The sequence below is a fragment of the Mesorhizobium sp. BR115XR7A genome, from assembly GCF_020165315.1.
Taxonomy (GTDB): Bacteria; Pseudomonadota; Alphaproteobacteria; order Rhizobiales; family Rhizobiaceae; genus Mesorhizobium; species Mesorhizobium australicum.
Map to the genome: position 1 here is coordinate 1 of NZ_JAIUHW010000010.1, position 23,297 is coordinate 23,297.

General features: G+C 62.5%; 23 protein-coding genes. 12 read left to right on the top strand and 11 right to left on the bottom strand.

The features are described 5' to 3' along the window. Positions 1–119: 119 nt before the first annotated feature. From LB557_RS21000 to LB557_RS21010, 3 genes are read left to right on the top strand one after another with little or no spacing between them, the layout of a single operon-like run. Positions 120–605 (top strand): endonuclease domain-containing protein, encoded by a 486-nt coding sequence (locus tag LB557_RS21000; RefSeq protein ID WP_015317443.1) that lies wholly within the window; start codon positions 120–122, stop codon positions 603–605. Then, positions 602–3,172: an FAD-dependent oxidoreductase gene (locus tag LB557_RS21005; RefSeq protein ID WP_140723886.1), complete on the top strand. Its 2,571-nt coding sequence runs from the start codon at positions 602–604 to the stop codon at positions 3,170–3,172. Before LB557_RS21000 ends, LB557_RS21005 begins: the two co-directional genes overlap by 4 nt. 7 nt (positions 3,173–3,179) lie before the next feature. Continuing rightward, positions 3,180–4,535, top strand: a complete 1,356-nt coding sequence (locus tag LB557_RS21010) for a M24 family metallopeptidase (RefSeq protein WP_224523135.1) — start codon at positions 3,180–3,182, stop codon at positions 4,533–4,535. Here the strand turns inward: LB557_RS21010 and LB557_RS21015 are convergent. Continuing rightward, positions 4,500–5,327, bottom strand: coding sequence for a phosphate/phosphite/phosphonate ABC transporter substrate-binding protein (locus LB557_RS21015; RefSeq protein WP_224523137.1), 828 nt, complete (start codon positions 5,325–5,327; stop codon positions 4,500–4,502). The two genes, LB557_RS21010 and LB557_RS21015, sit on opposite strands and share 36 nt — an antisense overlap. 94 nt (positions 5,328–5,421) lie before the next feature. Then, positions 5,422–6,432, bottom strand: a complete 1,011-nt coding sequence (locus LB557_RS21020) for a fatty acid desaturase (RefSeq protein WP_181166283.1) — start codon at positions 6,430–6,432, stop codon at positions 5,422–5,424. Between the two features lie 228 nt (positions 6,433–6,660). Between LB557_RS21020 and LB557_RS21025 the strand changes: the two genes are divergently transcribed. Both LB557_RS21025 and bmt read left to right on the top strand, forming a co-directional pair. After that, positions 6,661–7,518: a helix-turn-helix domain-containing protein gene (locus LB557_RS21025; RefSeq protein WP_140714851.1), complete on the top strand. Its 858-nt coding sequence runs from the start codon at positions 6,661–6,663 to the stop codon at positions 7,516–7,518. 95 nt (positions 7,519–7,613) lie between these two features. Then, a complete protein-coding gene (bmt, locus tag LB557_RS21030) occupies positions 7,614–8,636 on the top strand; it encodes a betaine--homocysteine S-methyltransferase (RefSeq protein WP_224643638.1) in 1,023 nt (340 codons plus the stop codon). 18 nt (positions 8,637–8,654) lie between these two features. On the opposite strand, the gene LB557_RS21035 is transcribed toward bmt, so the two are convergent. The 7 genes from LB557_RS21035 to LB557_RS21065 form a co-directional block, all read right to left on the bottom strand. After that, positions 8,655–8,924: a hypothetical protein gene (locus LB557_RS21035; protein ID WP_224643639.1), complete on the bottom strand. Its 270-nt coding sequence runs from the start codon at positions 8,922–8,924 to the stop codon at positions 8,655–8,657. 351 nt (positions 8,925–9,275) lie between these two features. After that, positions 9,276–11,462 (bottom strand): VWA domain-containing protein, encoded by a 2,187-nt coding sequence (locus LB557_RS21040; RefSeq protein ID WP_224713091.1) that lies wholly within the window; start codon positions 11,460–11,462, stop codon positions 9,276–9,278. Between the two features lie 2 nt (positions 11,463–11,464). Next, positions 11,465–12,025, bottom strand: a complete 561-nt coding sequence (locus tag LB557_RS21045) for an RNA polymerase sigma factor (protein WP_224643905.1) — start codon at positions 12,023–12,025, stop codon at positions 11,465–11,467. A 120-nt stretch (positions 12,026–12,145) separates the two neighbouring features. Further along, on the bottom strand, positions 12,146–13,324 hold the full coding sequence (locus LB557_RS21050; RefSeq protein WP_224643907.1) for an NAD(P)/FAD-dependent oxidoreductase: 1,179 nt from the start codon (positions 13,322–13,324) through the stop codon (positions 12,146–12,148). A gap of 100 nt (positions 13,325–13,424) precedes the next feature. After that, complete coding sequence (locus LB557_RS21055; protein ID WP_224643904.1) at positions 13,425–14,162, bottom strand: dienelactone hydrolase family protein; 738 nt, start codon at positions 14,160–14,162, stop codon at positions 13,425–13,427. Positions 14,163–14,268: 106 nt separating this feature from the next. Further along, positions 14,269–14,949: a 4Fe-4S dicluster domain-containing protein gene (locus LB557_RS21060; protein WP_224643903.1), complete on the bottom strand. Its 681-nt coding sequence runs from the start codon at positions 14,947–14,949 to the stop codon at positions 14,269–14,271. A 97-nt stretch (positions 14,950–15,046) separates the two neighbouring features. Continuing rightward, complete coding sequence (locus LB557_RS21065; protein ID WP_140615930.1) at positions 15,047–16,621, bottom strand: trimethylamine methyltransferase family protein; 1,575 nt, start codon at positions 16,619–16,621, stop codon at positions 15,047–15,049. Positions 16,622–16,909: 288 nt separating this feature from the next. Between LB557_RS21065 and LB557_RS21070 the strand changes: the two genes are divergently transcribed. After that, positions 16,910–17,608 carry a corrinoid protein gene (locus LB557_RS21070; RefSeq protein WP_015317429.1) on the top strand — a complete coding sequence of 233 codons (699 nt, stop codon included), beginning with the start codon at positions 16,910–16,912 and terminating at the stop codon, positions 17,606–17,608. A gap of 80 nt (positions 17,609–17,688) precedes the next feature. Here LB557_RS21070 and LB557_RS21075 read toward each other — a convergent pair whose 3' ends face one another. Continuing rightward, on the bottom strand, positions 17,689–17,826 hold the full coding sequence (locus LB557_RS21075) for an entericidin A/B family lipoprotein (protein ID WP_015317428.1): 138 nt from the start codon (positions 17,824–17,826) through the stop codon (positions 17,689–17,691). 56 nt (positions 17,827–17,882) lie between these two features. Between LB557_RS21075 and LB557_RS21080 the strand changes: the two genes are divergently transcribed. After that, positions 17,883–18,512, top strand: a complete 630-nt coding sequence (locus LB557_RS21080; protein ID WP_140615928.1) for a DUF1638 domain-containing protein — start codon at positions 17,883–17,885, stop codon at positions 18,510–18,512. 5 nt (positions 18,513–18,517) lie between these two features. Here LB557_RS21080 and LB557_RS21085 read toward each other — a convergent pair whose 3' ends face one another. Continuing rightward, positions 18,518–19,438 (bottom strand): NAD-dependent epimerase/dehydratase family protein, encoded by a 921-nt coding sequence (locus tag LB557_RS21085; RefSeq protein WP_224643902.1) that lies wholly within the window; start codon positions 19,436–19,438, stop codon positions 18,518–18,520. 119 nt (positions 19,439–19,557) lie between these two features. On the opposite strand from LB557_RS21085, the gene LB557_RS21090 reads away from it, so the two are divergent. From LB557_RS21090 to LB557_RS21110, 5 genes are all read left to right on the top strand, one after another. Further along, complete coding sequence (locus LB557_RS21090; protein WP_224643901.1) at positions 19,558–20,133, top strand: DUF4893 domain-containing protein; 576 nt, start codon at positions 19,558–19,560, stop codon at positions 20,131–20,133. 123 nt (positions 20,134–20,256) lie between these two features. Beyond that, complete coding sequence (locus LB557_RS21095) at positions 20,257–21,039, top strand: formyl transferase (RefSeq protein ID WP_224643900.1); 783 nt, start codon at positions 20,257–20,259, stop codon at positions 21,037–21,039. A 202-nt stretch (positions 21,040–21,241) separates the two neighbouring features. After that, complete coding sequence (locus tag LB557_RS21100) at positions 21,242–21,544, top strand: virulence factor (RefSeq protein ID WP_015317423.1); 303 nt, start codon at positions 21,242–21,244, stop codon at positions 21,542–21,544. After that, positions 21,537–22,151 carry a methylenetetrahydrofolate reductase C-terminal domain-containing protein gene (locus LB557_RS21105; protein WP_224643899.1) on the top strand — a complete coding sequence of 205 codons (615 nt, stop codon included), beginning with the start codon at positions 21,537–21,539 and terminating at the stop codon, positions 22,149–22,151. The genes LB557_RS21100 and LB557_RS21105 overlap by 8 nt, the downstream gene beginning before the upstream one ends. Continuing rightward, complete coding sequence (locus LB557_RS21110; protein WP_015317421.1) at positions 22,148–23,239, top strand: methylenetetrahydrofolate reductase; 1,092 nt, start codon at positions 22,148–22,150, stop codon at positions 23,237–23,239. The genes LB557_RS21105 and LB557_RS21110 overlap by 4 nt, the downstream gene beginning before the upstream one ends. Positions 23,240–23,297 lie beyond the last annotated feature (58 nt).

The following is a 23,297-nucleotide window of genomic DNA, read 5'->3' on the forward strand; positions in this document are numbered from 1 at the left end:
CGATGAATAGTCGACCCCCACTCCGTCGAGCTTCGCTCGACACCTCTCCCCCGATCGACGGGGGAGAGGAAAAGCGCGAGCCTAGCCCAGTTGGCTCCCTTCCTCTCGAGGGGGGAGAGGTGGCGCTGCGAAGCAGCGACGGAGTGGGGGAAGGCGCTCCTCAAACGCGCAGTCGCCGAAAAACAGGCACAACCCAGAGAGCCAGAAAACTCAGGCAAGGCGACAATCAAGCGGAAGCACTGCTTTGGCTCGAACTAAAAGCCCGCAAGCTTGGCGGCTACAAGTTCACGCGACAGTTCTCTATCGAACCCTACTACGCTGACTTCGCCTGCCGCGAAAAATGGCTTGTTGTCGAAGTCGACGGACACCAGCATGCGGACAGTCCCTATGACCGCCGCCGCGACGACTTCATGCGCGCTCAGGGCTATTCGATCCTGCGCCTTTGGAGCCATGACGTCGTGAAACATCGCACTTCCGTCTGTGAAACCATCCTTGCCGCGCTTGACGGCAAGCTGATCGAAAACATCGCTGTATCCGACCTCCGCTTTGTCTTCGTGTCCCATTCCTCCGATTCAATCTCTTCAAAAACGGAACTATCCTCATGAAATCCCATGCAAAAGCGGTTGTCATTGGCGGCGGTGTCGTCGGCTGCTCGGTGCTCTACCACCTGGCCAAGGCCGGCTGGACCGACATCATGCTGATCGAGCGCTCGGAGCTCACCTCCGGCTCGTCCTGGCATGCGGCCGGCGGCTTCCACACGCTGAACGGCGATCCGAACGTCGCCAAGCTGCAGGCCTATACGGTCCAGCTTTACAAGGAGATCGAGGAGATTTCGGGCCAGTCCTGCTCGCTGCACCTGACCGGCGGCGTGATGTTGGCCGATACGCCCGAGCGCATGGACTTCCTGCGCCTTGCCCACGCCAAAGGCCGCTATCTCGGCATGGACACCGAACTGATCACGCCGTCCGAGGCCAAGGCGATGTTCCCGCTGATGGACGAGACCAATTTCGTCGGCGCCATGTGGGATCCGGTCGAAGGCCATCTCGACCCCTCCGGGACCACCATTGCCTATTCCAAGGCGGCCAAAAAACTCGGCGCCGAAATCGTGCTGCGCAACCGCGTCGTCGACCTGACACAGCAGCCGGACGGCACCTGGAACGTCGTCACCGAACAAGGCACGGTTCACGCCGAACATGTCGTCAACTGCGGCGGCCTGTGGGCGCGCGAGATCGGCCGCATGGTCGGCGTCGAGCTGCCGGTGCTGGCCATGGAGCACATGTATCTCTTGACCGAGCCGATGCCGGAGGTCGAGGAGTTCAACAAGTCGACCGGCCGCGAAATGATCGGTGTGCTCGACTTCAAGGGCGAGATCTACACCCGCCAGGAGCGCAACGGCATCCTGCTCGGCACCTATGAAAAGGCCTGCAAGCCGTGGTCGCCGGTCAACACGCCGTGGGACTTCGGCCATGAACTGCTGCCGCCCGATCTCGACCGCATCGCGCCGTCGCTGGAAATCGGCTTCAAGCATTTCCCCGGCATCGAAAAGGCCGGCATCAAGCAGATCATCAACGGCCCCTTCACCTTCGCGCTCGACGGCAATCCGCTGGTCGGCCCGGTGCAGGGCCTAACCAATTTCTGGTGCGCCTGCGCCGTCATGGCCGGCTTCAGCCAGGGCGGCGGCGTCGGCCTGGCGTTGTCCAACTGGATGGTGCATGGCGATCCGGGCTTCGACGTCTGGGGCATGGATGTCGCCCGCTTCGGCGAATGGGCTGGGCTGCGCTACACCAACGCCAAGGTGCGCGAAAACTATTCGCGCCGCTTCTCGATCCGCTTCCCCAACGAGGAACTGCCGGCTGCCCGCCCGGCGCAGACGACGCCGCTCTACGACACCATGCTCGCCAACAATGCCGTGATGGGAGACTCCTGGGGTCTCGAAACCCCGCTCTGGTTCGCGCCTAAGGGCAGCGAGCCGAAAGACGTCGTCTCCTTCCACCGCTCCAACGACTTTGGACCGATCGGTGAGGAAGTGCGCGCCACGCGCGAGCGTGTCGGCGTCACCGAGATCGCCAACTTCGCCAAATACGAAGTGTCGGGGCCGGGCGCGGAAGAGTTCCTCAACCGGCTGATGACCAACCGCATGCCGAAGACCGGCCGCATCGTGCTGACACCGATGATCAACGAGTTCGGCAAGCTGATCGGCGACTTCACCATCGCCAAGGCCGGTGAAGACCGCTTCATGATCTGGGGCTCTTCGGCAGCGCAGAAATACCACATGCGCTGGTTCGAAAAGCACCTGCCCAAGGATGGTTCGGTGCGCATCCACCGTTTCGACCAGACACTCGTCGGCCTGTCGATCGCCGGCCCGAAATCGCGCGACCTCCTGCAGAAGCTGGTCGATATCGACATCTCGACCAAGGCTTTCCGCTTCATGGATTTCCGCGAGATGGCGGTCGGCGGCGCGCCCTGTATGGTCAACCGCATCACCTATACCGGTGACCTCGGCTACGAGATCTGGATGGCGCCAGCCTATGAGCGCCTAGTCTACAAGGCGATCAAGGACGCCGGCGAGGAATTCGGAATCGTCGATTTCGGCATGCGCGCCTTGCTGTCGATGCGCCTGGAAAAAAATTTCCCGACCTGGTTCCGCGAGTTGAGGCCGATCTACGGGCCGTTCGAAGGCTCCATGGACCGCTTCATCAAGCTCGAGAAGAACGACTTCATCGGCCGTGAAGCCGCTGCCAAGGAACAGGCGCAAGGGCCGAAGCTGCGTCGCGTCTCCTTCATCGTCGACGCCGCCGATGCCGACGTGATGGGCGACGAGCCGATCTGGGCCAAGGTCGACAAGGATTACGGCACGGTTGAAAAGCCGCATGGCTACGGCGCGCCGCGCTTCGACACGTCAGGCAAGGAAATACGTGGCTCGAAGGCCGCCGAAGGTGCGTCGGCCGTGCGCGGCATCGTCGACGGCGACTGGCGCGTGGTCGGCTGGGTGACGTCGGGCGGCTATGCGCACTACGTGCAAAAGTCGATGGCGCAAGGCTATGTGCCGGCCGCCCTTGCCGAGGATGAAAGCGCGGGGCTGTTCGAAATCGAGATTCTTGGGTCTCGGCGTCCGGCCCGCATCAATGTCGAGGCACCCTTCGACCCAAGCGGCGAGAAGATGCGGACCTGAGGACGGGATGGACAGCGGGGCGCCAAAGGGAAGCTTCGGCCGACACCGCAAGATCATGCCGTTTGTATCAGGCTCGATCGAGGCGCTGCGCGACGCCTCCCGCGAGAAGGCGGCTTCGCTCAACCAGCATGTGCTGGGCTATGGCGCGCAAGCCGAAGCGGAATGGGCGGCGGCGGGTATTACCGCGCCCGACCTGCCGGCAATGCGAAAATACCGGCTCGAGCGCATCCGCGCCGAGCTGAAGCGCCGCGGCTATGCCGGCGCCTTGCTCTATGATCCTGTCAACATCCGCTATGCGACCGACTCGACCAACATGCAGCTCTGGGTCGCGCACAATCCGACGCGGCATTGCTTCGTCGCCACCAAGGGTCCGGTGGTGCTGTTCGACTACTTTTCCTGCGAGCACCTGTCCGATCATTCCGGCATCGTCGACGAAGTTCGGCCGGCCGTTTCGTGGATGTATCTTTATGGCGGCGAGCTGACCGAGCAGAAAGTCCGCCGCTGGGCCGCCAGTATCGCCGATTTGGTCAGGGAGCATGGTGGCGGCAACAACCGCATCGCCGTCGATCACATCAACCCGGAAGGCGTTGAAGAACTCCACCGCCTCGGCATTTCCATCGGCAATGGCGAGGCGGTGATGGAAAACGCGCGGCTGATCAAGTCGCCGGATGAAATCCTTGCCATGCGCCGCGCCATCGTCGCTTGCGAGGCGGCGATGGGCGAGATGGAACAGGCGCTCAAGCCCGGTATCTCCGAAAACGAATTGTGGGCGCAACTCCATCGCGGCAACATCGCGCGCGGCGGCGAATGGATCGAGACGCGGCTGCTGACGTCGGGACCGCGCACCAATCCGTGGTTCCAGGAATGCTCGTCGCGGATCATAGAGGCGGGCGATCTCGTCGCCTTCGATACCGATCTGATCGGCCCTTACGGCTTCTGCGCCGATCTCTCGCGCACCTGGCTCTGTGGCGATACAAAGCCGACCAACGAACAGCGCGACCTGTTCCGCATCGCCGCCGACCAGATCGAGTACAACACCGCTTTGATGCAGCCCGGCGTCTCGTTTCACGAACTGGTCGAACGCTCGGCTGTACCGCCTGGAGACTGCTTCCCAACCCGTTACGGCGTACTCTACCACGGCGTCGGACTGGCCGACGAATATCCGACCTTGCCGCATGCCAGCGACTGGACATCCGACACACCCGACGGCGTGCTGGAACCGGGCATGGTGCTGTGTGTGGAGAGCTATATCGGCCGGCTTGGCGGGCGTGAGGGTGTCAAGATCGAGGAACAGATCCTGATCACCGACACCGGCAACGAAAACCTTTCAACCTACCCGTTGGATTCGAGGCTGCTCGGCTAGCCCGGCAAGCGCTTCGCGCATCGCGCGCACGGTCTTTTCCGGCGTCGTCCTGGCGGTGATGTAGGGCAAGCCTTTGCGTCGCGCCGTCCAGCCGACGATCACGATCTTGCGCGCCGCCGGCTCGAAACGCCGTGCCAGCGCCCAGCTTTCGCAATCGATCGCGGCGACATCCGCTTTGCCTTCGGCGACCGCCACGATCGAGTCGCGATGGCCGCCGCTTTCGCTGTGCGATGAAAATATGTCCAGGTTTTCGCCGGCCGCTTTCAGGTCGCGTGTCAGCGCGATGATGCCCGACATGGAATCGAGGCTGTTGAAGGTGAAGCGCCTGCCCCGGATGAGATCGAGCGGCAGCAAGGCCTTGCCATCAGTGGGCGACCGAACCTCCGGCCCCTCGCCCGACCGCATCACCAGCGCGCTCGAATAAAGTTCGCCCTGCCCGCCTTCATAGGCGTCATAGCTTGGCTGACCGACCACCTGCACATGCCGGGACAGACCGAGTTCCATCGGCCCCCAGCAGGTCTGCGCGAACAGCAGCGCCGGATGCATCCAGAGCTTGTGGAAATCGAGTTCGTCCGGCGGCAGCGTCGCCGGATCGGGCGCGACGAGTTTACCTTCACCGTCCCGAATGCCGCCCGGCACCGGCGGCAGGTCGCCATTGCGGCGCACGATGGATTGCGGCGCATCGATACCCCTTCGCCGGAATGAATCGCGCAACGACGCCCATTGCGCGTCGACCTCGTCGCGCGCCTCCGGCCAGTCATACATCGGCAACGCCGCAATCAATTCGCTCATGCCGATATCAAACCACCATGCCGGGACAAAGGATCGCAAAAACGCGGCGCCCAATCAGAATTGGCCGACACGTTATCCACTCTACACGCGGATACTATTCCTTGGGCGGTTCGGCGGGAACCGGCGCGCTGCCAAGCCCACTGATGCTGCGCGCCCTGACGCGCGGCTTGAACGCCCTGCCCGGCTCGGGCGCGCGCCGCAGAACCGGATGCACGATCGGCTCCTTGGCCTTGAAGGCATAGGATCTGAGCAGCGCGAAATAGTTCGGATAGGCATAGCCATTGTTCATCCGCAGCCATTCCTCACGCCGGTCACGAAACAGCTTCGGCAGCCGGTACCAGGCGATGGTCGGGCTCTTGTGATGGACGAAGTGCAGATTGTTGTTGAGGAACAGGAACGACAGCGGTGAGCGCTCGACAATCACCGTGCGGCCTTCCGGATGCTCCGACCACTGGTGCTCGGCATAGGTGCGGATCGAGATCAGCGACTGGCCGAGCCAGACCGGCACCAGCACATAGAGCCAAACCGGCATGCCGAAGCCGAACTGCACGACCGGCAGCACCACGGCAAGGCCTATCGCATGCAGCAGCCAGGCCTTGCGGATCGCCTTGTCTCCGGCAATCACGTGCTTGGCGTCATCGATGAAGAAGCCGATGCAGGACAGCCATGGCCCCAGGACGAGGCGACCGGCCATGGTGTTGTTGACCTTCAGCACGAATTTCATCAGCGGCGGCATTTCTTCGTGCATCCAGAGCGCCTGGTAATAGCTCTCGGGATCGTCGAGCGGATCGGTCAGCCGCTCGTCCGCGTGGTGGCGCAGGTGAATGGTCTTGAAACGGCGGAACGGCCAGGCAAGGCCGATCGGCAGGAAGACGAAAGCTTCATTGACGAGGCCGTTGCGGGTCGGGTGACCATGCAGCACCTCGTGCATGATAGAGGATTGCAAAGCCAGCGTGACGGCCATGACGATCAGTGCAGCTATGGGATATGACGGCCAGAGGAAGAAGCCGGCGGCCAACCATGTGCCGTAGCAGAAGAAAGCGAGAACCACGGTCGGCCATTCGATGGCCGATCTGCTGCTTCGACGGATGCTCTTGCCAGTCATGCTATCGACCACTGTCCTCAGTCGCCGGAACCCCAACCGGTTCCTGACAGCATTGTGTCAGGAGATATGATTCCACTCAACGCGACAAAGTGCACAAAATGTTGCGTCTGCGCATTCTTGGCTGCATATGTTATACATTGTAAACAGTCTTGGGGATTCGTTTACGCCTGAAGCGCTTCTTCGGCCGCTTCGGCGAAAAATTTTCCTCCCGATCCAAGGAGTGAGATGATGGACAAGCGCGACCTGTCAGCAATCTTCCGGGAGCGTCTGAAGCTACTCCTGACACGCTCCGACCTCAACCAATCGGCTTTCGCGTCAGCAGTCGGCATCGACAGGTCGGCGCTGTCGCAACTGATGTCAGGTGCCTCGACCCGCCTGCCGCGCGCCGAAACCTTGCTCAACATCGCCGCCGAATTCAAAGTGTCGCTAGACTGGCTGCTTGGTCTTAGCCAGGACGAGGGCGTGACCGGCGAAATCCGCGAGAGCCTGGAGATCGAGGAAGCGCCCGACGGTTTCGACCGCACGCTGCTCGCCAAATGGTTCGCGGAAGCGGCGGGCACCAAGATCCGCTATGTGCCGGCTGGCATTCCCGATCTCCTGCGCACCCACGCGCTCGTCGACTACGAAGCCAACATCACCAACAGGAGCCGACTGGCGCAGGCCAGCGAAACGCAATACCGCATCGAGTACAACCGGCGGCCGGAAACCGACATGGAAGTCTGCATGCCGCGCCACACGCTGGAGATCTTCGCCCGCGGCCTCGGTGTGTGGGACCGTTTCCCGGCGGCCGACCGCCAGCAGCAGCTTGCCCATATGGCGACGCTGCTCGACGACCTCTACCCGACCTTCCGCCTGTTCCTTTATGATGGCCGCATGCGCTATTCGATCCCGCTGACCATATTCGGCCCCTATCGCGCGGCGATCTATGTCGGCGACATGTATGTGGTGCTGAACGCCACCCAGCCGGTCCAGGCCCTGACCCAACATTTCGACAATCTGATCCGTGCCGCCGACATCAATCCGCACGAAGCGGCCGCCTTCGCGCGCAACCTGGCCGGCATGTCGTTCGCATCAGGCTCTACCTGAGCGCTCAGCACCGCATTTTCATTGACTAGACATAAAGACTTCTTTATATCCTTATTCGAATTCCAAGACATGTTCAGGACACGAAAGCCAATCCGATGACGACGAGCAATCCGATCGATGCGCTGCTGGCTGAAAAGGGTGTGCTGCTGGCCGATGGCGCCACGGGCACCAATTTGTTCGCCATGGGTCTGGAGGCCGGCGAGGCGCCGGAACTGCTGAACGAAACCGCGCCCGACACCATCACCAGCCTGCACCAGAATTTCGTCGACGCCGGCGCCGACATCATCCTGACCAACTCGTTCGGCGGCACCCGCCACCGGCTGAAACTGCACCATGCGCAGGACCGCGTGCATGCGCTGAACAAGCGCGCGGCCGAGATCGCCCGCGCTGTCGCCGACAAGGCCGGCCGCAAGGTGATCGTCGCCGGCTCGGTCGGTCCGACAGGGGAATTGCTGGTGCCGCTTGGCGCCATGACCTATGACGAAGCGGTCGACGCCTTTGCCGAGCAGATCGAGGGTCTCAAGGAAGGTGGCGCCGAAGTCGCCTGGATCGAGACGATGTCGGCTCCCGACGAGATCCGCGCGGCGGCCGAAGCCGCCATCCGCGTTGGCCTGCCCTACACCTATACCGGCTCGTTCGACACCGCCGGCCGCACCATGATGGGCCTGCTGCCGAAAGACATCCACGGCGTCGCCGACGGCCTGTCGCAAGCGCCGCTCGGGGTTGGCGCCAATTGCGGCGTCGGCGCTTCCGACATCCTGGCCTCGCTGCTCGACATGACCGAGGCCAAGCCGGAGGCGACTGTCATCGTCAAAGGCAATTGCGGCATTCCCGAATTCCGTGGCACCGAGATCCACTATTCCGGCACGCCGGAACTGATGGCCGATTATGTCCGGCTCGCCGTGGATGGCGGAGCCAAGATCATCGGTGGCTGCTGCGGCACCTCGTTCCAGCATCTGGCCGCGATGCGCAAGGCGCTCGACGCCCACACCAGGGCGGATCGCCCGACCGTCGAAAAAATCGTCGAGCGCATTGGCCCGATGCGCAACAAGGTGGCGACGGCAAACACCACCGAGACCAGCGAAGCGCGCCGCGAGCGGCGGCGCAGCCGCGCCTGAGGCGATTTCTTTTTGCGGTTATTCGCTGTTGTCGGCGTAGCTTGACTGCGCCGACTGGAAATCGACCACGTTGTCGCCGCGCATTGTTGCCAGCGCACCGGATGCGCTCGGATCAGAAATCTGCTCCAGCATGACACGGAAGCGGTCATTGGTCAGCGCCGACATGGCGGTGTGGCGCGCCTGCGCGACATCGTCGCTGATGCGTCTGGATTCGGCTGACGGGGCTGATAAACCCGCCGAAGCATCACGTGCCGGCGGAGTCGGGTTGGCGATGGTTGTGATTTTCAATTCCGGCTCCCTCAAGCCTTAGACATGACCGGTGTAGCGAGAGGAAATTGCGATCCGGTACCGGAAATGCCGAGCAATTTAACGATCCTGCGCGCTGCTCCTGGATCGGTTGAGATTCAGGTCAGGCCGAGCCGAAAACAGTGACTTCCGAGAACCGGAGCGGAGCGTACTTAAGTACGTGAGCACCGGAAGCGCAGGAAGCCACTGTTTGCAGGCCGGTCTCACCTGATTATCGACCGATCCGAAAAAAGGCCGGCAAGGGCAAAGATCCCTCGCCGGCCTGCCTCACCCGCCCGTGGGCCGGTTATCAGAACGATCCCATCATCTGAAAGAAACCGGCCGTCATCGCCACTACCGGTTGCCGCCCAGCGCCGAGGCAAGGCGCACAAGCGAAAGGAACTCGGACCTGTACCCAAACGGGTCGGCTCCTCGGGCGGCAGTGGCAATCTCCATGATCTTGTCGTAGCCGAACTTCGCGGTCGCATCCTCGTCGCGCAGCTTCTGGCCGAAGGCCGCGACGGCGACGGAGAAACGCTGGTCGGTACTGGCCTGATCGAAGGACGCGACCTCGTTGGCCGAGGTCACCGGCGTGGTGATCAGCTTTGAGACGTCCTCGTTGGGCAGCTTGTAGCGGATCTTGACGAAGGCATATTCGTCCGCATTGGCGACGCCGCCATTGTTGACCGTCGCCTGGCCGTAGCGCAGCGGATCGATCTGCTCGCCGCCACCGCCTTTGGACGTGATCTCGTAGATCGCGGTGACCGAATGGCCCGAGCCGATATCGCCGGCATCGACGCGGTCATTGTTGAAATCCTCGCGGTTGAGCGCCCGGGTCTCGTAGCCGATCAGCCGGTATTCCGACACCTTGTCCGGGTTGAACTCGACCTGGATCTTGACGTCCTTGGCGATGGTGAACAGCGTCGAGGAGGCATCTTCGACCAGCACCTTCTCGGCCTCGGCCAGCGTGTCGATATAGGCGGCGGTGCCGTTGCCGTTCTGGGCAATGGTCTGCATCATTTCATCGTTCAGATTGCCGCGGCCGAAGCCGAACACCGACAGGAACACGCCGGTCTTGCGTTCGCTCTCGATCAGCCGCTTCAGGTCGTCATCATCGGTCTGGCCGACATTGAAGTCGCCGTCAGTGGCAAGCATCACTCGGTTGACGCCATCCTTGATGAAGGACTGCTGGGCAAGCTTGTAGGCTTCCTTGATGCCGGCCTCGCCTGCCGTCGAGCCACCGGGCTGCAGATTGTCGACGGCATTGAGGATCTTGTCCTTCTCGGCAACCTTTGTCGGCATCAGCACGGTGCCGGCATCGCCCGCATAGGTGACGATCGAGATGGTGTCGTCGGCCTTCAGCTTGCTGACCAGCAGCCGGAACGCCGACTTGAGCAGCGGCAGCTTGTCCGGTTCGTCCATCGAGCCCGACACGTCGATCAGGAAGACCAGATTGGCCTTCGGCTGCTCGGTCGGCTTGATGTCGAAACCCTTGATGGCGACGTGCATCAGCTTGGTGTGCGCGTTCCACGGCGTCGGCATGACGCTGACGGTCGAGTTGAACGGCGTTGAGGCCGATTCCGGCCCCTTCCAGTCATAAGGGAAGTAATTGATCATCTCCTCGACGCGGACCGCGTCGGCTTGCGGCAGGTAGCCCTGCTTCAGCGAGCCGCGCACGAAGGAATAGGACGCGGTGTCGACATCGATCGAGAAGGTCGAGACCGGGTCTTGCAGTGCCGCATGCACGGGATTGGTCTTGAAATCCTGGACGCGATCGCGGTTTTCCTCCTGCGGCGCGATCTGGTCGGCCGGGATGGCCGCCGGCTGCTGCGGGGCCATAAGCTTGGGCTCGGCTCCCTGGACGCGATTGGCCCGCGCGGCATTAGGCGCGTTTGGCATGAGGCCGGCACTCTCCCGTGAAACCTCGCCGCTGGGTGCGGGGGCCGGCCTGGAGGTTGGCAAAGTCCCATACTCCACCTCCTTGCCGCTGTAGGTCTTTAGGTCAAACCTCGACGATACAGTCGGGCTCACCGGCGCGCCCGGTTGTGCTGCGCCACCGGCGGCATCCGATTCGGAGTTCGGCGGTGCGGCCGGCGCAAGTGCATCGCTGGCGTCGCGGCTTTCCACATCCAAGTCTGCCTTCTTGTCCTTCTCCAGCGCCGTGGGAGCCTGTTTCGGCTCGGCGACGGTTGGCTTCTGCGTCGCCGGCTTGTCGGCCAGCGTCTCGGTGATCTTCTCGTCGCCGCCGAACGGCGACGGCTGTTCCCTCAGCAAATGGAAGGTGGCGTATCCAGCGATCGGCAGGGCGACGAGCCCGGCAAGGGCCGGCGTGGCAATGAGTTTCTTTTGCATGATCTCGCTCCAGAGCTTTTGTGCTCGCTCCGTGAGACGAAGGCCGCCAACCGATCCTTGGGTGACGGCGGAAATATTTTCCTGATCATAGGCGCGCAGGGCAGCTTCGAAGGCGCGTGCCTTCGCGCTCTCGTCCGGCGCCGGTACCGCTGCATTGCGCAGCTTTCTGAGTTCGTTGTCGTCGACCATGGTCACACTTCCCCGGCTGAACGCATCAACGTCTTCAGCCGTTTCTTCGCTTCATGGATGTGCCAGGAAACCGTCGTCTCCGAGATCGCCATCGCCTCGGCGGCGGCCGCGTGGCTCAAGCCTTCGCCATAGACAAGCATCACGGCATCGCGCTGCTTGTCCGGCAATTGCCGCACCGCCGCCCACAACGCCTCGGTGGGGTCTTCACCCTCGGCCGGGCCTTCGCCCGAAATCAGCGCATGGACGCCATAGGCCTCGGTCTTCACCGTCTCGCGCTGGGTCTTGCGCATCGTGTCGCGCGCGGCGTTCATCGTCATGGTGTAGAGCCATGTCGTGAACGCGCCGCTGCCGCGATAATCCCGGATCGCCTTGCCCAGCCTGACACAGACTTCCTGGGCGATGTCTTCGGCATCGGCCTTCCTGCCGCACCAGCGATAGGCGGCGCGATAGACGAAGTCGTAGTGACGCTCCAGCAATTTGCCAAAGGCCCCCCTGTCTCCGCCCTTCGCCCGCCCGATCAGTTCGGCGTCGGAGGCTTCGCTCTCATCCAGCATCATCGCCATCATTTGCCTGTTGGACGAAGGCTAATGGCTAATCCTTGGGGTGATGGAAAGATTTTTCTCGAATTTGGGCGTTTGCGTCCAGGGCGTACCGAGTGAGGGCAGGCCGGCCTCACCTGAATGTCAACACGCCTGGCCCGCCGCCCAGCCCGACGACCACGCCCATTGGAAATTATAGCCGCCGAGCCAGCCGGTGACGTCGACGACCTCGCCGATGAAGAACAGGCCCGGCATCAGCTTCGCCTGCATCGTCTTCTGGTCGAGGCCGTTGGTGTCTACCCCGCCGAGCGTCACTTCGGCCGTCCGGTAGCCCTCCGAGCCGGCTGGCTTGATGCGCCAGTCGTTGACCGCGGCCTCGACGGTTTTGATCTGGGCCTCGGAAAGATCGGCGAGGTTGCCGTCCAGCCCGGTTTGCTCGACTATCGCCTGAGCCAGTCGTTTCGGCAAATGATTTGCCAGCACGGTCTGCACCGCTTGCCGGCCATTGCCACGCCTGGCGGTGCGGACGAGCTCAGCCACATCCGTGCCCGGCAGCATGGCGATGCGGATTTCATCACCCTCGCGCCAATATGAGGAGATCTGCAGGATGGATGGCCCGCTGACGCCGCGATGCGTGAACAGCATCGCCTCGGAAAACCGCGTCTTGCCGCAGGCGATCTCGGCGTCGACCGCGTTTCCGGCCAAAGGCGAAAGCCGCTCAAGCGTTTTTGCGTCAAAGGTCAGCGGCACCAGGGCAGGCCGTGTTTCGACGACGGCAAGGCCAAACCGTTCTGCAAGCTCGTAGCCGAAGCCCGTCGCGCCCATCTTGGGGATCGACTTGCCGCCACAGGCCACGACCAGGGACTGGCAGGAAACCGAGCCCGTGGAGAGGGCGAGTTCAAACCCTTCCTCGGTTCTGCCGATAGCCTCGACGCGGGTCGACAATACCAGCTCGGCGCCCCTGCCCCGCATTTCCGAGACCAGCATATCGATGATCTGGCGCGCCGAGCCGTCGCAGAACAGCTGCCCCAATGTCTTCTCGTGATAGGCAATGCCGTGGCGTTCGACCAGCGCAATGAAGTCGCGCTGCGTATAGCGGCTGAGCGCCGAGATGCAGAAATGCGGATTCCTCGAGATGAAATTCTTCGGGCTCGCATGAATGTTGGTGAAATTGCACCGGCCGCCGCCGGAGATGCGGATCTTTTCGCCAGGTGCCGCCGCGTGATCGAGGATCAGCACCGAACGGCCGCGCTTGGCGGCTTCCACGGCGCACATCATTCCGGCGGCGCCGGCGCCGATGATCACGACATCATAGGATTGCATCAGGTTGATCGTTCCCGCGCGGCTCCCGCTCATTCAGCGAGACCGCCCTGATACCGCGAACGGATCGGGCAGCCAACAGGCGGGAATAGCCACACGAGACTCAGGTCAGTGTCTCGGCAAACAGCGCCGTCAGCCGTTTCCAGTGACGCTCGGCTCCCCCTTCGTCGTAGACACTGTGGTCGGGCACGCACCAGCCATGCGCCATGCCGGCATAATTCTCCAGCAGATGGTCGACTCCCGCCGTCCTCAGCGCCTCGGCCAGCTTGGTTGACTGCTCCGGGGGAAAACTCCGGTCGACGCCCGCCATGCCGACATAGACGCGCGCCTTGATGGAGGCCGCCTTGCGGTGCGGGCTGTCGGCGGCGTCGCTGGCAAGGTTGCCGCCATGAAAACTGGCCGCGGCCTTGATCCTGTCGGGGTAGGTCGCGGCGGCGTTGAGCGCCCGCGCCCCACCCATGCAATAGCCGACAGTGCCGATCGGTCCCGTGACGCCTTCGCCGGCGAGCGCGTCGACAAAGGCGGCGCTGTCGCTGATGGTCATTTCCTGCGTCGTGCCGGTGACCAGCGCCATCAGCGGCGCCCTGGTCCTTTCTTCGACAAAAGCGGTCTTGGCGTCGAACGGGCCATAAGGAGCATTGCGGTAGAAGAGATCGGGCACCAGCACCGCATAGCCCTCGCCCGCCAGCCGTTCCGCCATCAGGTCAAGCGCCGGGCGCGGACCGAAGGCGTCCTGGTAGAGAATGACGCCAGCCTTGGCTGAAGAAACCTTGGCCGAGCGGAACAGGCCTGCCTTCGCCACACCGTCACGGGTCTTGATGTGAAGGTCCTGCTTCATCATTGCGTGCTCCGTTTGCCAGATGCGCGATACATATCCGCGCAAGCCGCCACGGCAAGGCGTTCCCTGAGCCAGGCGGTCAACATTTCGTGCGGGATCGCGTGATGCGCTAAAGACCAGCGAACGCAGCCATGTGGAAGGCCTGGACCTCCGGCGGATAGCGATAGGACGCGCCATAGGGGCAGGCATTGCGATCGAGGCAACCGCCACTGCGGCACGGCTCGCCATTCGCCCCCCGCACATGCGCCAGGCAGGCCTGGTAGGCGAAACCATCCGTCGAATAAGCGACGACCGGACAGGATTTCAGACAAGGTTTGTCGACGCAGGTGTCGCAAAGATGGATCGTCTCCCGAAATTCCGGAAGCGTTATCTCGTCCTCGAACAGCAGCGCGCCGCGATAAGCATGCCAAAGCCCGTATTGCGGATGCATGAGGATCCCGAGCGGCGACGGCCTCAGCCCTTCCGCCCGAACAGCCCATTGCTGGAACGGCAGGTAAGGCTTGTCCGACGGCGAAACGACGCGGGCACCAAACTCTTGCGCCACCTCGCCGATGACCTCCCGCGACCAGGTGTCGAGCGGATCGGCGATCGCCTGTGGCTGCTGGCCCCGCCAGCGCAGGAAATGCGGCCAAGGCGCGACGCCCGCCTGCCCTACCAGCAGGACAGACTTTGCCGGCTCACTCGAGGCGCCATCAGGGCCACCCTCGTCATCGGGAAAGAGAAAGCCGCCACGCAGGATGAGGCCGTTGGCGCCAAGCGCGGCCGTGATCTCGTCGATCATGCCGCGCACGCAATCATCCCTTCTTGTCCGGATCGGAGAAGGCACTCCGCCAGACTTCCTTGTGGATGATGTTGGCGACTTTAGCCCCGCCTGACTCGGGCTCCTTTCAGGTGAAGGCGTCGGGCATCGACCCCTTCTTCTTGGCGATGAAATCCTTCAGGGCTTCATCAATGCCTTCATCAAGGTGCGGCGCTTCGTATGCCTCCAGCCAGCGCCGCGCCAGATCGTTGGCGCGCTGCGGTGCGGTCTTCTGGCCCTCGGCCAGCCACTGCTCGTAGGAGTTGTTGTCGGCGATCGACGAGCGGTAGAAGGCGGTCTGGAAATTGGCCTGGGTATGGTCGCAGCCGAGATAGTGGCTGCCTGGGCCGACCTGGCGGATGGCGTCCATCGCCTGGCCGTTCTCCGACAGGTCGACGCCCTCGGAGAATTTCTGGGTCATGCCGAGCTGGTCGATATCCATCATGAATTTTTCATAGCAGGAGGCCAGCCCGCCTTCGAGCCAGCCTGCCGAATGCAGGACGAAATTGGTGCCGGCGAGAATGGTCGAGTTCAGCGTGTTGGCGCTCTCATAGGCTGCCTGTGCGTCCGGAACTTTCGAAGCGCAAAGCGAGCCGCCGGTACGGAACGGCAGGCCGAGCCGGCGGGCCAGTTGTGCAGCGCCATAGGAGACCAGCGACGGCTCCGGCGTGCCGAAGGTCGGCGCGCCCGACTGCATCGAGATCGACGAGGCGAAGGTGCCGAACAGCACCGGCGCGCCCGGGCGGATCAGCTGCGTGAACGAGGCGCCGGCCAGCACTTCGGCCAGGACCTGCGTTAGCGTGCCGGCGACCGTCACCGGGCTCATCGCGCCGGCCAGGATGAACGGCGTGACGATGCAGGCCTGGTTATGACGCGAATAGACCTTCAGGGCGCCAAGCATGGTCTCGTCGAACACCATCGGCGAGTTGGCGTTGATCAGGCTGGTCAGCACCGTGTTGTTCTCGACGAAGTCGTCGCCGAACACCAGCTTGGCCATCGCCACCGTGTCCTCGGCGCGCTCCGGCGCGGTCACCGAACCCATGAACGGCTTGTCGGAATATTTGATGTGCGCGTAGACCATGTCGAGATGACGCTTGTTGACCGGCACGTCGACCGGCTCGCACACCGTGCCGCCCGAATGGTGGATCGACGGCGCCATATAGGCAAGCTTCACGAAATTCTGGAAATCCTCGATCGTCGCGTAGCGCCTGACGCCGTCGAGATCGCGCACGAAGGGCGGACCATAGACCGGCGCGAACACCGTCGCATTGCCGCCGATCTGCACCGAGCGTTCTGAATTGCGGGCATGCTGGGTGTAGATGGGCGGCGCGGTCTTCAAGAGCGAACGGCAGAGCCCCTTGGGAAAATGCACGCGCTCGCCCTTGACGTCGGCGCCGGCCTCTTTCCAGAGCTGCAGTGCTTCGGCGTCATCGCGAAAAATGATGCCGATCTCTTCCAGCACCGTGTCGGTGTTCTTCTCGATCAGCGCCAGGCCTTCCTCGTTCAGCACCTCGTAGACGTTGATCTTGCGCTTGATATAGGTGAGCTGGGTGCCGGGGCCGCCGCCTGAGCGCGCCGCACGCCTGGCCGCCGCTCCGCCACTGGCGCCGCGCCCACGCCGCGCGTTTGACGCTTCCTGGTCGACTGCCGCGTGTTCACTCATGATCGCTCTTCCCTGAATATGGCCCGCCTGACTATGGCTGGTCCGTAACCGTTGCGGCCGCATGACGCGGCTTTGCCCGGATCGTAGCCATGCACCCTATTCGAAACGGCCCGTCCGCGCCAACGCCTGTCGCAAAATCGACAAGAAAACCGATAGATTTTCCAGTCGCTTTCCTTTTGCGGGAAGTCGCAAATCAGCTATGGATACCCGCCCGTTGCGGGTTAGGTATGAACACCATTATTTTGTGCCTTGCGACACAGTCGCGAAGCCGTGAGGAGCTGGATAAAAATGTCCGACGACGAGATCATCCTTTCCGAGCTTTCCGACGACGAGCTGGTGCAGCAGATGCACGACGATCTCTATGACGGGCTGAAGGAAGAGATCGAGGAAGGCACCAACATCCTCCTCGAGCGCGGCTGGGCGCCCTACAAGGTGCTTACCGAGGCGCTGGTCGAAGGCATGCGTATCGTCGGCGAGGATTTTCGCGACGGCATCCTGTTCGTGCCGGAAGTGCTTTTGTCCGCCAACGCCATGAAGGCCGGCATGTTCATCCTGCGTCCGCTGCTCGCCGCCACCGGCGCGCCGAAACAGGGCAAGATGGTGATCGGCACCGTCAAGGGCGACATCCACGACATCGGCAAGAACCTCGTCGGCATGATGATGGAGGGTGCTGGCTTCGACGTCATCGATCTCGGCATCAACAACGCGGTCGAGAAGTATCTCGACGCGATTGAAAAGCACCAGCCCGACATCATCGGCATGTCGGCACTGCTCACCACCACCATGCCCTACATGAAGGTCGTCATCGACACGATGAAGGAAAAGGGCATTCGCGACGACTATGTCGTGCTGGTCGGCGGCGCGCCGCTCAACGAGGAATTCGGCAAGGCCGTCGGCGCCGACGCTTATTGCCGCGACGCGGCGGTAGCGGTCGAGACCGCCAAGGATTTCATGAAGCGCAAGCACAACGTGCGTGCTTCGGCCTGATCCAAGGCATCAGGGCGACGAAAAAAAAGCCGCGCCTTGCAGCGCGGCTTTTTTGTCCCCAGATGAGGGACGACCGCCGATCAATTGGCGACGGTGTCCTTGACCGCCCTCGCCGTCGATTTGACATCCTTGCCGACACCCCGAACGGTGTTGGCGCAGGCCGTAAGTGCAAGAGCGCAGGCAAGGATAGCCATCGGCGCTATGCGTAGCAGTTTCATGGACGGTGTCTCCCTCGACAGATAAATTAGCCCCGCAGCGAAAAAGCCGGCTCGACTTGGTCAGGACGAAAAAAACAAAACCGAATCAGACAGACAGGCTGCTCGTCATCGCCTGCGGGATGATTGCGCGCGAGGTGTTGGCCGTCAAGGAACAGCTCGGGCTGGATCACCTCGAATTGACGTGTTTGCCGGCGGAGTTTCATTTCCATCCCGACCGCATCGCGCCGGCCATGGACAAGGCGATCGAAAAGGCCAGGGCGGAAGGCTATGAACATATCTTCGTCGGCTATGCCGATTGCGGCACTGGCGGCCTGCTTGACCGCGTGTTGGAGAAGCATGGCGTCGAACGCATGGCCGGCCCGCATTGCTTCGCGTTCTATCAAGGCATGGAAGCCTATGCGAAGGTCGCCGACGACGACATGATGTCCTTCTACATGACGGACTTCCTGTGCCGCCAGTTCGATGCCTTCTTCATGAAGCCGCTCGGGCTGGACAAGCACCCGGAGCTGATCAAGGACTATTTCGGCAATTACGAGAAGCTGATCTATCTGGCGCAGACCGATGATCCGGAGCTCGACAAGGTCGCGGAAAGGGCCGCCGCCCTGCTCGGCCTCGCCTATGAGCGCCGCTCCACCGGTTTTGGCGACCTGACGCCAGGCCTGGCGCGGGCGGCCGCGAACGCCTGACGGCTTCAGGCCGGGTCTTCGGCTGCCAGCGCCGCCAGCACGTCGGCAAAGCTCGTCCTGCAGGCAAAACCCAGCCTGTCCCTCGCCCGCGACGCGTCATAGATCCGGTCGATCGAGGAAAACATCGTCCAGCCCTTCCTCGCGTAGAGAGCGGGAAATTCAGGAAAATACCGCGCCACCACGGACGGCGCGTCCCTGATCAACGCCTCGCAATCTTCGGGTTGGAACGGCGTCGGCGCACAGACGATGAAGGTGTCGAAGCCGAGCTCCGGTGCCTTCTCCAAGGCGGCGACATGCGCCTGCGCCGCGTCCTCCACCGTCAGCCGCCGAAACAGCAGTTCGTTCGCCTTGGTGTTGGCGTCCGACTGCTCGATGGCATGCGCCATGTCGTCGGCCTCGGGGAAGAAACGTGCCGTGCGCAGCACCACCACCGGCAGGCCGTGCTGGAGGTGGTAGAGACGGCAGAGATGCTCGGCGGATAGCTTGGTGACGCCATAGATGTTGCGCGGCTCGGGCGACATCGCTTCCGTCAGCCACGCCGCCTTGCGCGCACCGCCCTTGAAGCCGTCGCGTATCGCCTGCGAGATCATCAGCGAGGTCGTTGACGTGAAGACGAAGCGTTGCACATTGGCCGCCACCGCCGCGTCGAGCAGGTTTAGCGTGCCTTGCACGTTGGCCGCGATGAAATCGCTGTTGGCGTGGCTGTCTATGTTGGGCTTGTGCAGCGCGCCGCTGTGAATAATGGCCTCTATCCGGTTTTCTCCGACGGCACGCATGACAAGGTCACGGTTGGCAATCGAACCGACGATCCGCGTTTCGGCCGATGGAATGGGGTCGAGGCCGGTCACGTCATGTCCAAGCTCACGCAGGAGCGGCGCCAGCGCGCTGCCCAGCCAACCCGACGATCCCGTAAACAAGATTCGCATGCGTCACACCATGAGTTTTGACCGAGACGCTGTTAAGCACGATGACAGGCGCCAGCGACCCGGTAAGTTATGCGCCAGGCGGCGGCAGCGCCGTTCCAGACAAAACAGGGAATTCTTTGATGATCCTTCGCTCATTGATCGCCGCCCTTGGTCTCCTCTGCTGTATTTTGCCCGCCCTTGCCGACGGACAAGTGCAAAAACTGATCACGCCTGCCGATAAGGCGCGGCTCGACAAATATGGCGACACCCGCAAGGCGGCGCTCGCCGAAGCAAAGGCGGGCAACCCCGCCGAGCTCAAGCAGCTCGACACGCTGTTGGCCAAGCCGCTGGTCGCCTTCTCCGATAAGGATCTCACGGGCAACTGGCGGTGCCGCACGATCAAGGCCGGCGGACTGAGCCCGCTCGTTGTCTATGGCTGGTTCAAATGCAGGGTCACCGATGATGGCTCCGGCTGGCGGCTGGAAAAGATCAGCGGTTCTCAGCGCACCCAGGGCCGCTTCTTCGACGACGGCGACAAGCGCTCGATCTATCTTGGCTCCGGCTCCGTCAACGACGATCGGGCAAAGCCCTATGGCAGCGGCCCGCAAACCGACCAGGTCGGTTACGCCTTCCGAAACAGCGCCAAGGAATGGCGAATCGAGTTCCCCGCGCCCTACTATGAATCGAAGCTCGACATCATGGAATTCAAGCGCTGACCAAGTCTTCATGCGCTGACCGGGGGTCTTCATGGGTTGGTAAGGCTTCCGGCATACCAAGGATTAACCCGCCCGCCCTAAGGTCCGGCCACATCAGCCGGTCCTTGGAGCACGGAAAGATCAATGGCAGCGTCGCAACCAAATCCGCGACCTATTGTGGTCGTCACCGGTGGCGGCGCGCATGTCTGGGCCATGATCAACGACCTCGCCGACCGCGTCGGCCCTGTCAGCGTCGTCCTCGAAACCCCTGAATCTAAAAAGCAATTGCTGCGGGGCCGCGCCCGACGCCAGGGCTGGATCTCTGCCATCGGCCAGCTCGGCACGATGGTGCTGAGCAGGCTCGGCAAACGGTTTAATGTCAAACACGCCGCCCGGTTGATTGCCGAGGAGAAGCTTGAAACGGAACCGCGGCAAGGCCAGGTCATCATCCATGTGGCATCCGCCAACGGGCCGGAATGTCTGCAGGCAATCGAGACGATCAAGCCCGGCGTCGTGCTGCTGAACGGCTGCCGGCTGATTTCCAGGGAGATGCTGGCCAAAATGCCGTGTCCGGTGCTCAACTATCATGCCGGCATCACCCCGAAATATCGCGGCATGAATGGCGGCTATTGGGCGTTGACGTCAGGCGATCCGCAGAATTTCGGCACCACCGTCCATCTGGTCGATGCGGGCGTCGACACTGGTGGCGTGCTGAAGCAGGTGCGCGGCGAGCCGAAACAAGGTGACACCATCTCAAGCTATGCGCTGCGCCAGGCGGCGTTTTCGCGCGACATCTGCGTCGAGGCGGTCAGCGACGCGCTGGCCGGTAAACTCGCAACGTTCGATCCAGGGCTGCCATCGAAGCTGTGGTACCACCCGACGATCTGGTTCTACGTCTGGACAGGGCTGAGAACCGGCATTTGGTAACGCATCCAGTGTTCGGAACAGCGTAAATTCCGCCGCCACTACAGCTGCAGTGACCCCGTCGCGGCATGGGTCGCAAACGAATAAACGCACCTTTCATTTTACGACATCCAAATGCGTCGCTTTTGAATGCGCGCGCGTCGTCCCATAACAAGCGGGCCAACTGCGCTTGCGGCAATGCTCGGGGATCGAGGAGCGAGAATTCATGGCCGATCTTATCGTCGTCTACTGGCGCGACATTCCTGCCCAGGTCATCGTCAAGAAGGGCCGGCAGAACGCCAAGCGCGAACTGCCGTTGCGCTTCACCGAGGCGATCGACATGTGCGCCATGCGCACCGGCGCCGGCGGCACGGACGACTATCTGGCCGAATGGCGCAAGGCTGATCCAGTTCCGGTCGGTGACGATCTCGAAGCCGAGGTCGAAAAGGCCTTCAACGAGATCGACGCGAAATATGACCGCGAGCGGCTGGTCGCTCTGGTCAAGGCCGGCGGCAAAGAAAATGTCTGAAACCACTCCCGTCAGCAAGGAAGGCGTGGCCGTTACGCAGGCCACTCAGGTCAAGAAGGCGGCGCCGAAGTCCGACTACAAGCCGGCCGATGTCTCGCCGCAGCGGCGCGTACAGCGCTCCTTCGCGATACGGCTGTGGTCGATCAGGCATTCGCGCTTGCTCGAATGGTTTTACGCCCGCTTCGCCGACACCTTCTTGCTGCTGCACCCGTTGTGGAAGGGTATCGGCTATGGCCGTGTCGAGGCTCCAATCAAGTTCGTCGAAAAGCGCGTAAAAGGCTTCATGTTCGACTGCCGCATGTGCGGTCAGTGCATCCTGTCCTCGACCGGCATGTCTTGCCCGATGAACTGCCCCAAGCAGTTGCGCAACGGCCCTTGCGGCGGCGTGCGCGCCAACGGCAATTGCGAGGTCGAACCCGATATGCCCTGCGTCTGGGTCAAGGCCTGGGAAGGTTCGCAGAACATGGTCAACTCCGACAGGATCCTCACCGTGCAGAAGCCGGTCGATCAGTCGTTGCGCGAAACCTCTGCCTGGCTGCGGGTGACCGCGCAGGCTGCGGCAGCCCGTGAAGCCGCCGCTGCCGCGAAGACCGGAGCCTCCGCGTGACCGGCCGCCAGCTCGACGAAAATCCGGCCGGCATCCATTTGCCGCTCGATCCCCTGCCCGGCCACACCTCGCGCGGCCGGCTGGAGCGCGTGCTCAGGCGCGGCGAGTTTGCGGTGACGACCGAACTGAACCCGCCCGACAGCGCCGATCCGGAGGATGTCTACAACCGTGCGAAGATCTTCGACGGCTGGGTCGACGCCATCAACGCCGTCGATGCGTCCGGCGCCAATTGCCATATGTCGTCGGTCGGCATCTGTGCACTTCTGACCCGCATGGGCTACGCCCCGATCATGCAGATCGCCTGCCGCGACAAGAACCGCATCGCCATCCAGGGCGACGTGCTGGGCGGCGCCGCGATGGGCGTCGCCAACATGCTGTGCCTGACCGGCGACGGCGTGCAGGCCGGGGACCAGCCGGGCGCCAAGCCGGTGTTCGACCTCGATTCCATGTCGCTGTTGGAAACCTGCCGCATCATGCGAGACAACGGCAAGTTTCTGTCCGGCCGCAAGCTGACGACGCCGCCGCAGCTGTTCCTGGGCGCTGCCGTCAATCCGTTCGCGCCGCCTTTCGACTTTCGCCCGATCCATCTCGGCAAGAAGATCGCCGCCGGCGCGCAGTTCGTGCAGACGCAGTATTGCTTCGACGTGCCGATGTTCAAGACCTTCATGCAGAAGGCGCGTGATCTCGGCCACACCGAGAAAGTGTTCATCCTGTGTGGCGTCGGCCCTCTCGCTTCCGCCAAGACGGCAAAATGGATCCGCTCCAACGTGCCGGGCATCCATATCCCTGACGCTATCATCAAGCGGCTGGAAGGCGCCCAGGACCAGAAGAAGGAAGGCAAGCAGCTCTGCACCGACATCATCAACGAGGTGAAGGAAATTCCCGGTGTCTCCGGCATCCATGTGATGGCCTATCGCCAGGAGGAATATGTCGCCGAGATCGTCGATGAATCGGGCGTGCTGAAGGGCCGCCAGCCGTGGAAGCGCGAGATCCGCCGCGACGACCAGATGGTCGCCGACCGGCTGGACCGCATCCTGCACGACGACATTACCGAAACCCAGGTGGACATGGTGAAGACCGCGCATTGACTTGCGCGGAGAGCGACCATTCGCTTGATCGACAAGAGATAACGATATAAAGAACTCT

Excerpts from the sequence above, each read along its gene's own strand:
- LB557_RS21005 (WP_140723886.1), top strand. The coding sequence starts at position 602 with ATGAAATCCCATGCAAAAGCGGTTGTCATTGGCGGCGGTGTCGTCGGC.
- LB557_RS21010 (WP_224523135.1), top strand. The coding sequence starts at position 3,180 with ATGGACAGCGGGGCGCCAAAGGGAAGCTTCGGCCGACACCGCAAGATC.
- LB557_RS21015 (WP_224523137.1), bottom strand. The coding sequence starts at position 5,327 with ATGAGCGAATTGATTGCGGCGTTGCCGATGTATGACTGGCCGGAGGCG.
- LB557_RS21020 (WP_181166283.1), bottom strand. The coding sequence starts at position 6,432 with ATGACTGGCAAGAGCATCCGTCGAAGCAGCAGATCGGCCATCGAATGG.
- LB557_RS21025 (WP_140714851.1), top strand. The coding sequence starts at position 6,661 with ATGGACAAGCGCGACCTGTCAGCAATCTTCCGGGAGCGTCTGAAGCTA.
- bmt (WP_224643638.1), top strand. The coding sequence starts at position 7,614 with ATGACGACGAGCAATCCGATCGATGCGCTGCTGGCTGAAAAGGGTGTG.
- LB557_RS21040 (WP_224713091.1), bottom strand. The coding sequence starts at position 11,462 with ATGGTCGACGACAACGAACTCAGAAAGCTGCGCAATGCAGCGGTACCG.
- LB557_RS21045 (WP_224643905.1), bottom strand. The coding sequence starts at position 12,025 with ATGGCGATGATGCTGGATGAGAGCGAAGCCTCCGACGCCGAACTGATC.
- LB557_RS21050 (WP_224643907.1), bottom strand. The coding sequence starts at position 13,324 with ATGCAATCCTATGATGTCGTGATCATCGGCGCCGGCGCCGCCGGAATG.
- LB557_RS21055 (WP_224643904.1), bottom strand. The coding sequence starts at position 14,162 with ATGATGAAGCAGGACCTTCACATCAAGACCCGTGACGGTGTGGCGAAG.
- LB557_RS21065 (WP_140615930.1), bottom strand. The coding sequence starts at position 16,621 with ATGAGTGAACACGCGGCAGTCGACCAGGAAGCGTCAAACGCGCGGCGT.
- LB557_RS21070 (WP_015317429.1), top strand. The coding sequence starts at position 16,910 with ATGTCCGACGACGAGATCATCCTTTCCGAGCTTTCCGACGACGAGCTG.
- LB557_RS21075 (WP_015317428.1), bottom strand. The coding sequence starts at position 17,826 with ATGAAACTGCTACGCATAGCGCCGATGGCTATCCTTGCCTGCGCTCTT.
- LB557_RS21085 (WP_224643902.1), bottom strand. The coding sequence starts at position 19,438 with ATGCGAATCTTGTTTACGGGATCGTCGGGTTGGCTGGGCAGCGCGCTG.
- LB557_RS21090 (WP_224643901.1), top strand. The coding sequence starts at position 19,558 with ATGATCCTTCGCTCATTGATCGCCGCCCTTGGTCTCCTCTGCTGTATT.
- LB557_RS21095 (WP_224643900.1), top strand. The coding sequence starts at position 20,257 with ATGGCAGCGTCGCAACCAAATCCGCGACCTATTGTGGTCGTCACCGGT.
- LB557_RS21100 (WP_015317423.1), top strand. The coding sequence starts at position 21,242 with ATGGCCGATCTTATCGTCGTCTACTGGCGCGACATTCCTGCCCAGGTC.
- LB557_RS21105 (WP_224643899.1), top strand. The coding sequence starts at position 21,537 with ATGTCTGAAACCACTCCCGTCAGCAAGGAAGGCGTGGCCGTTACGCAG.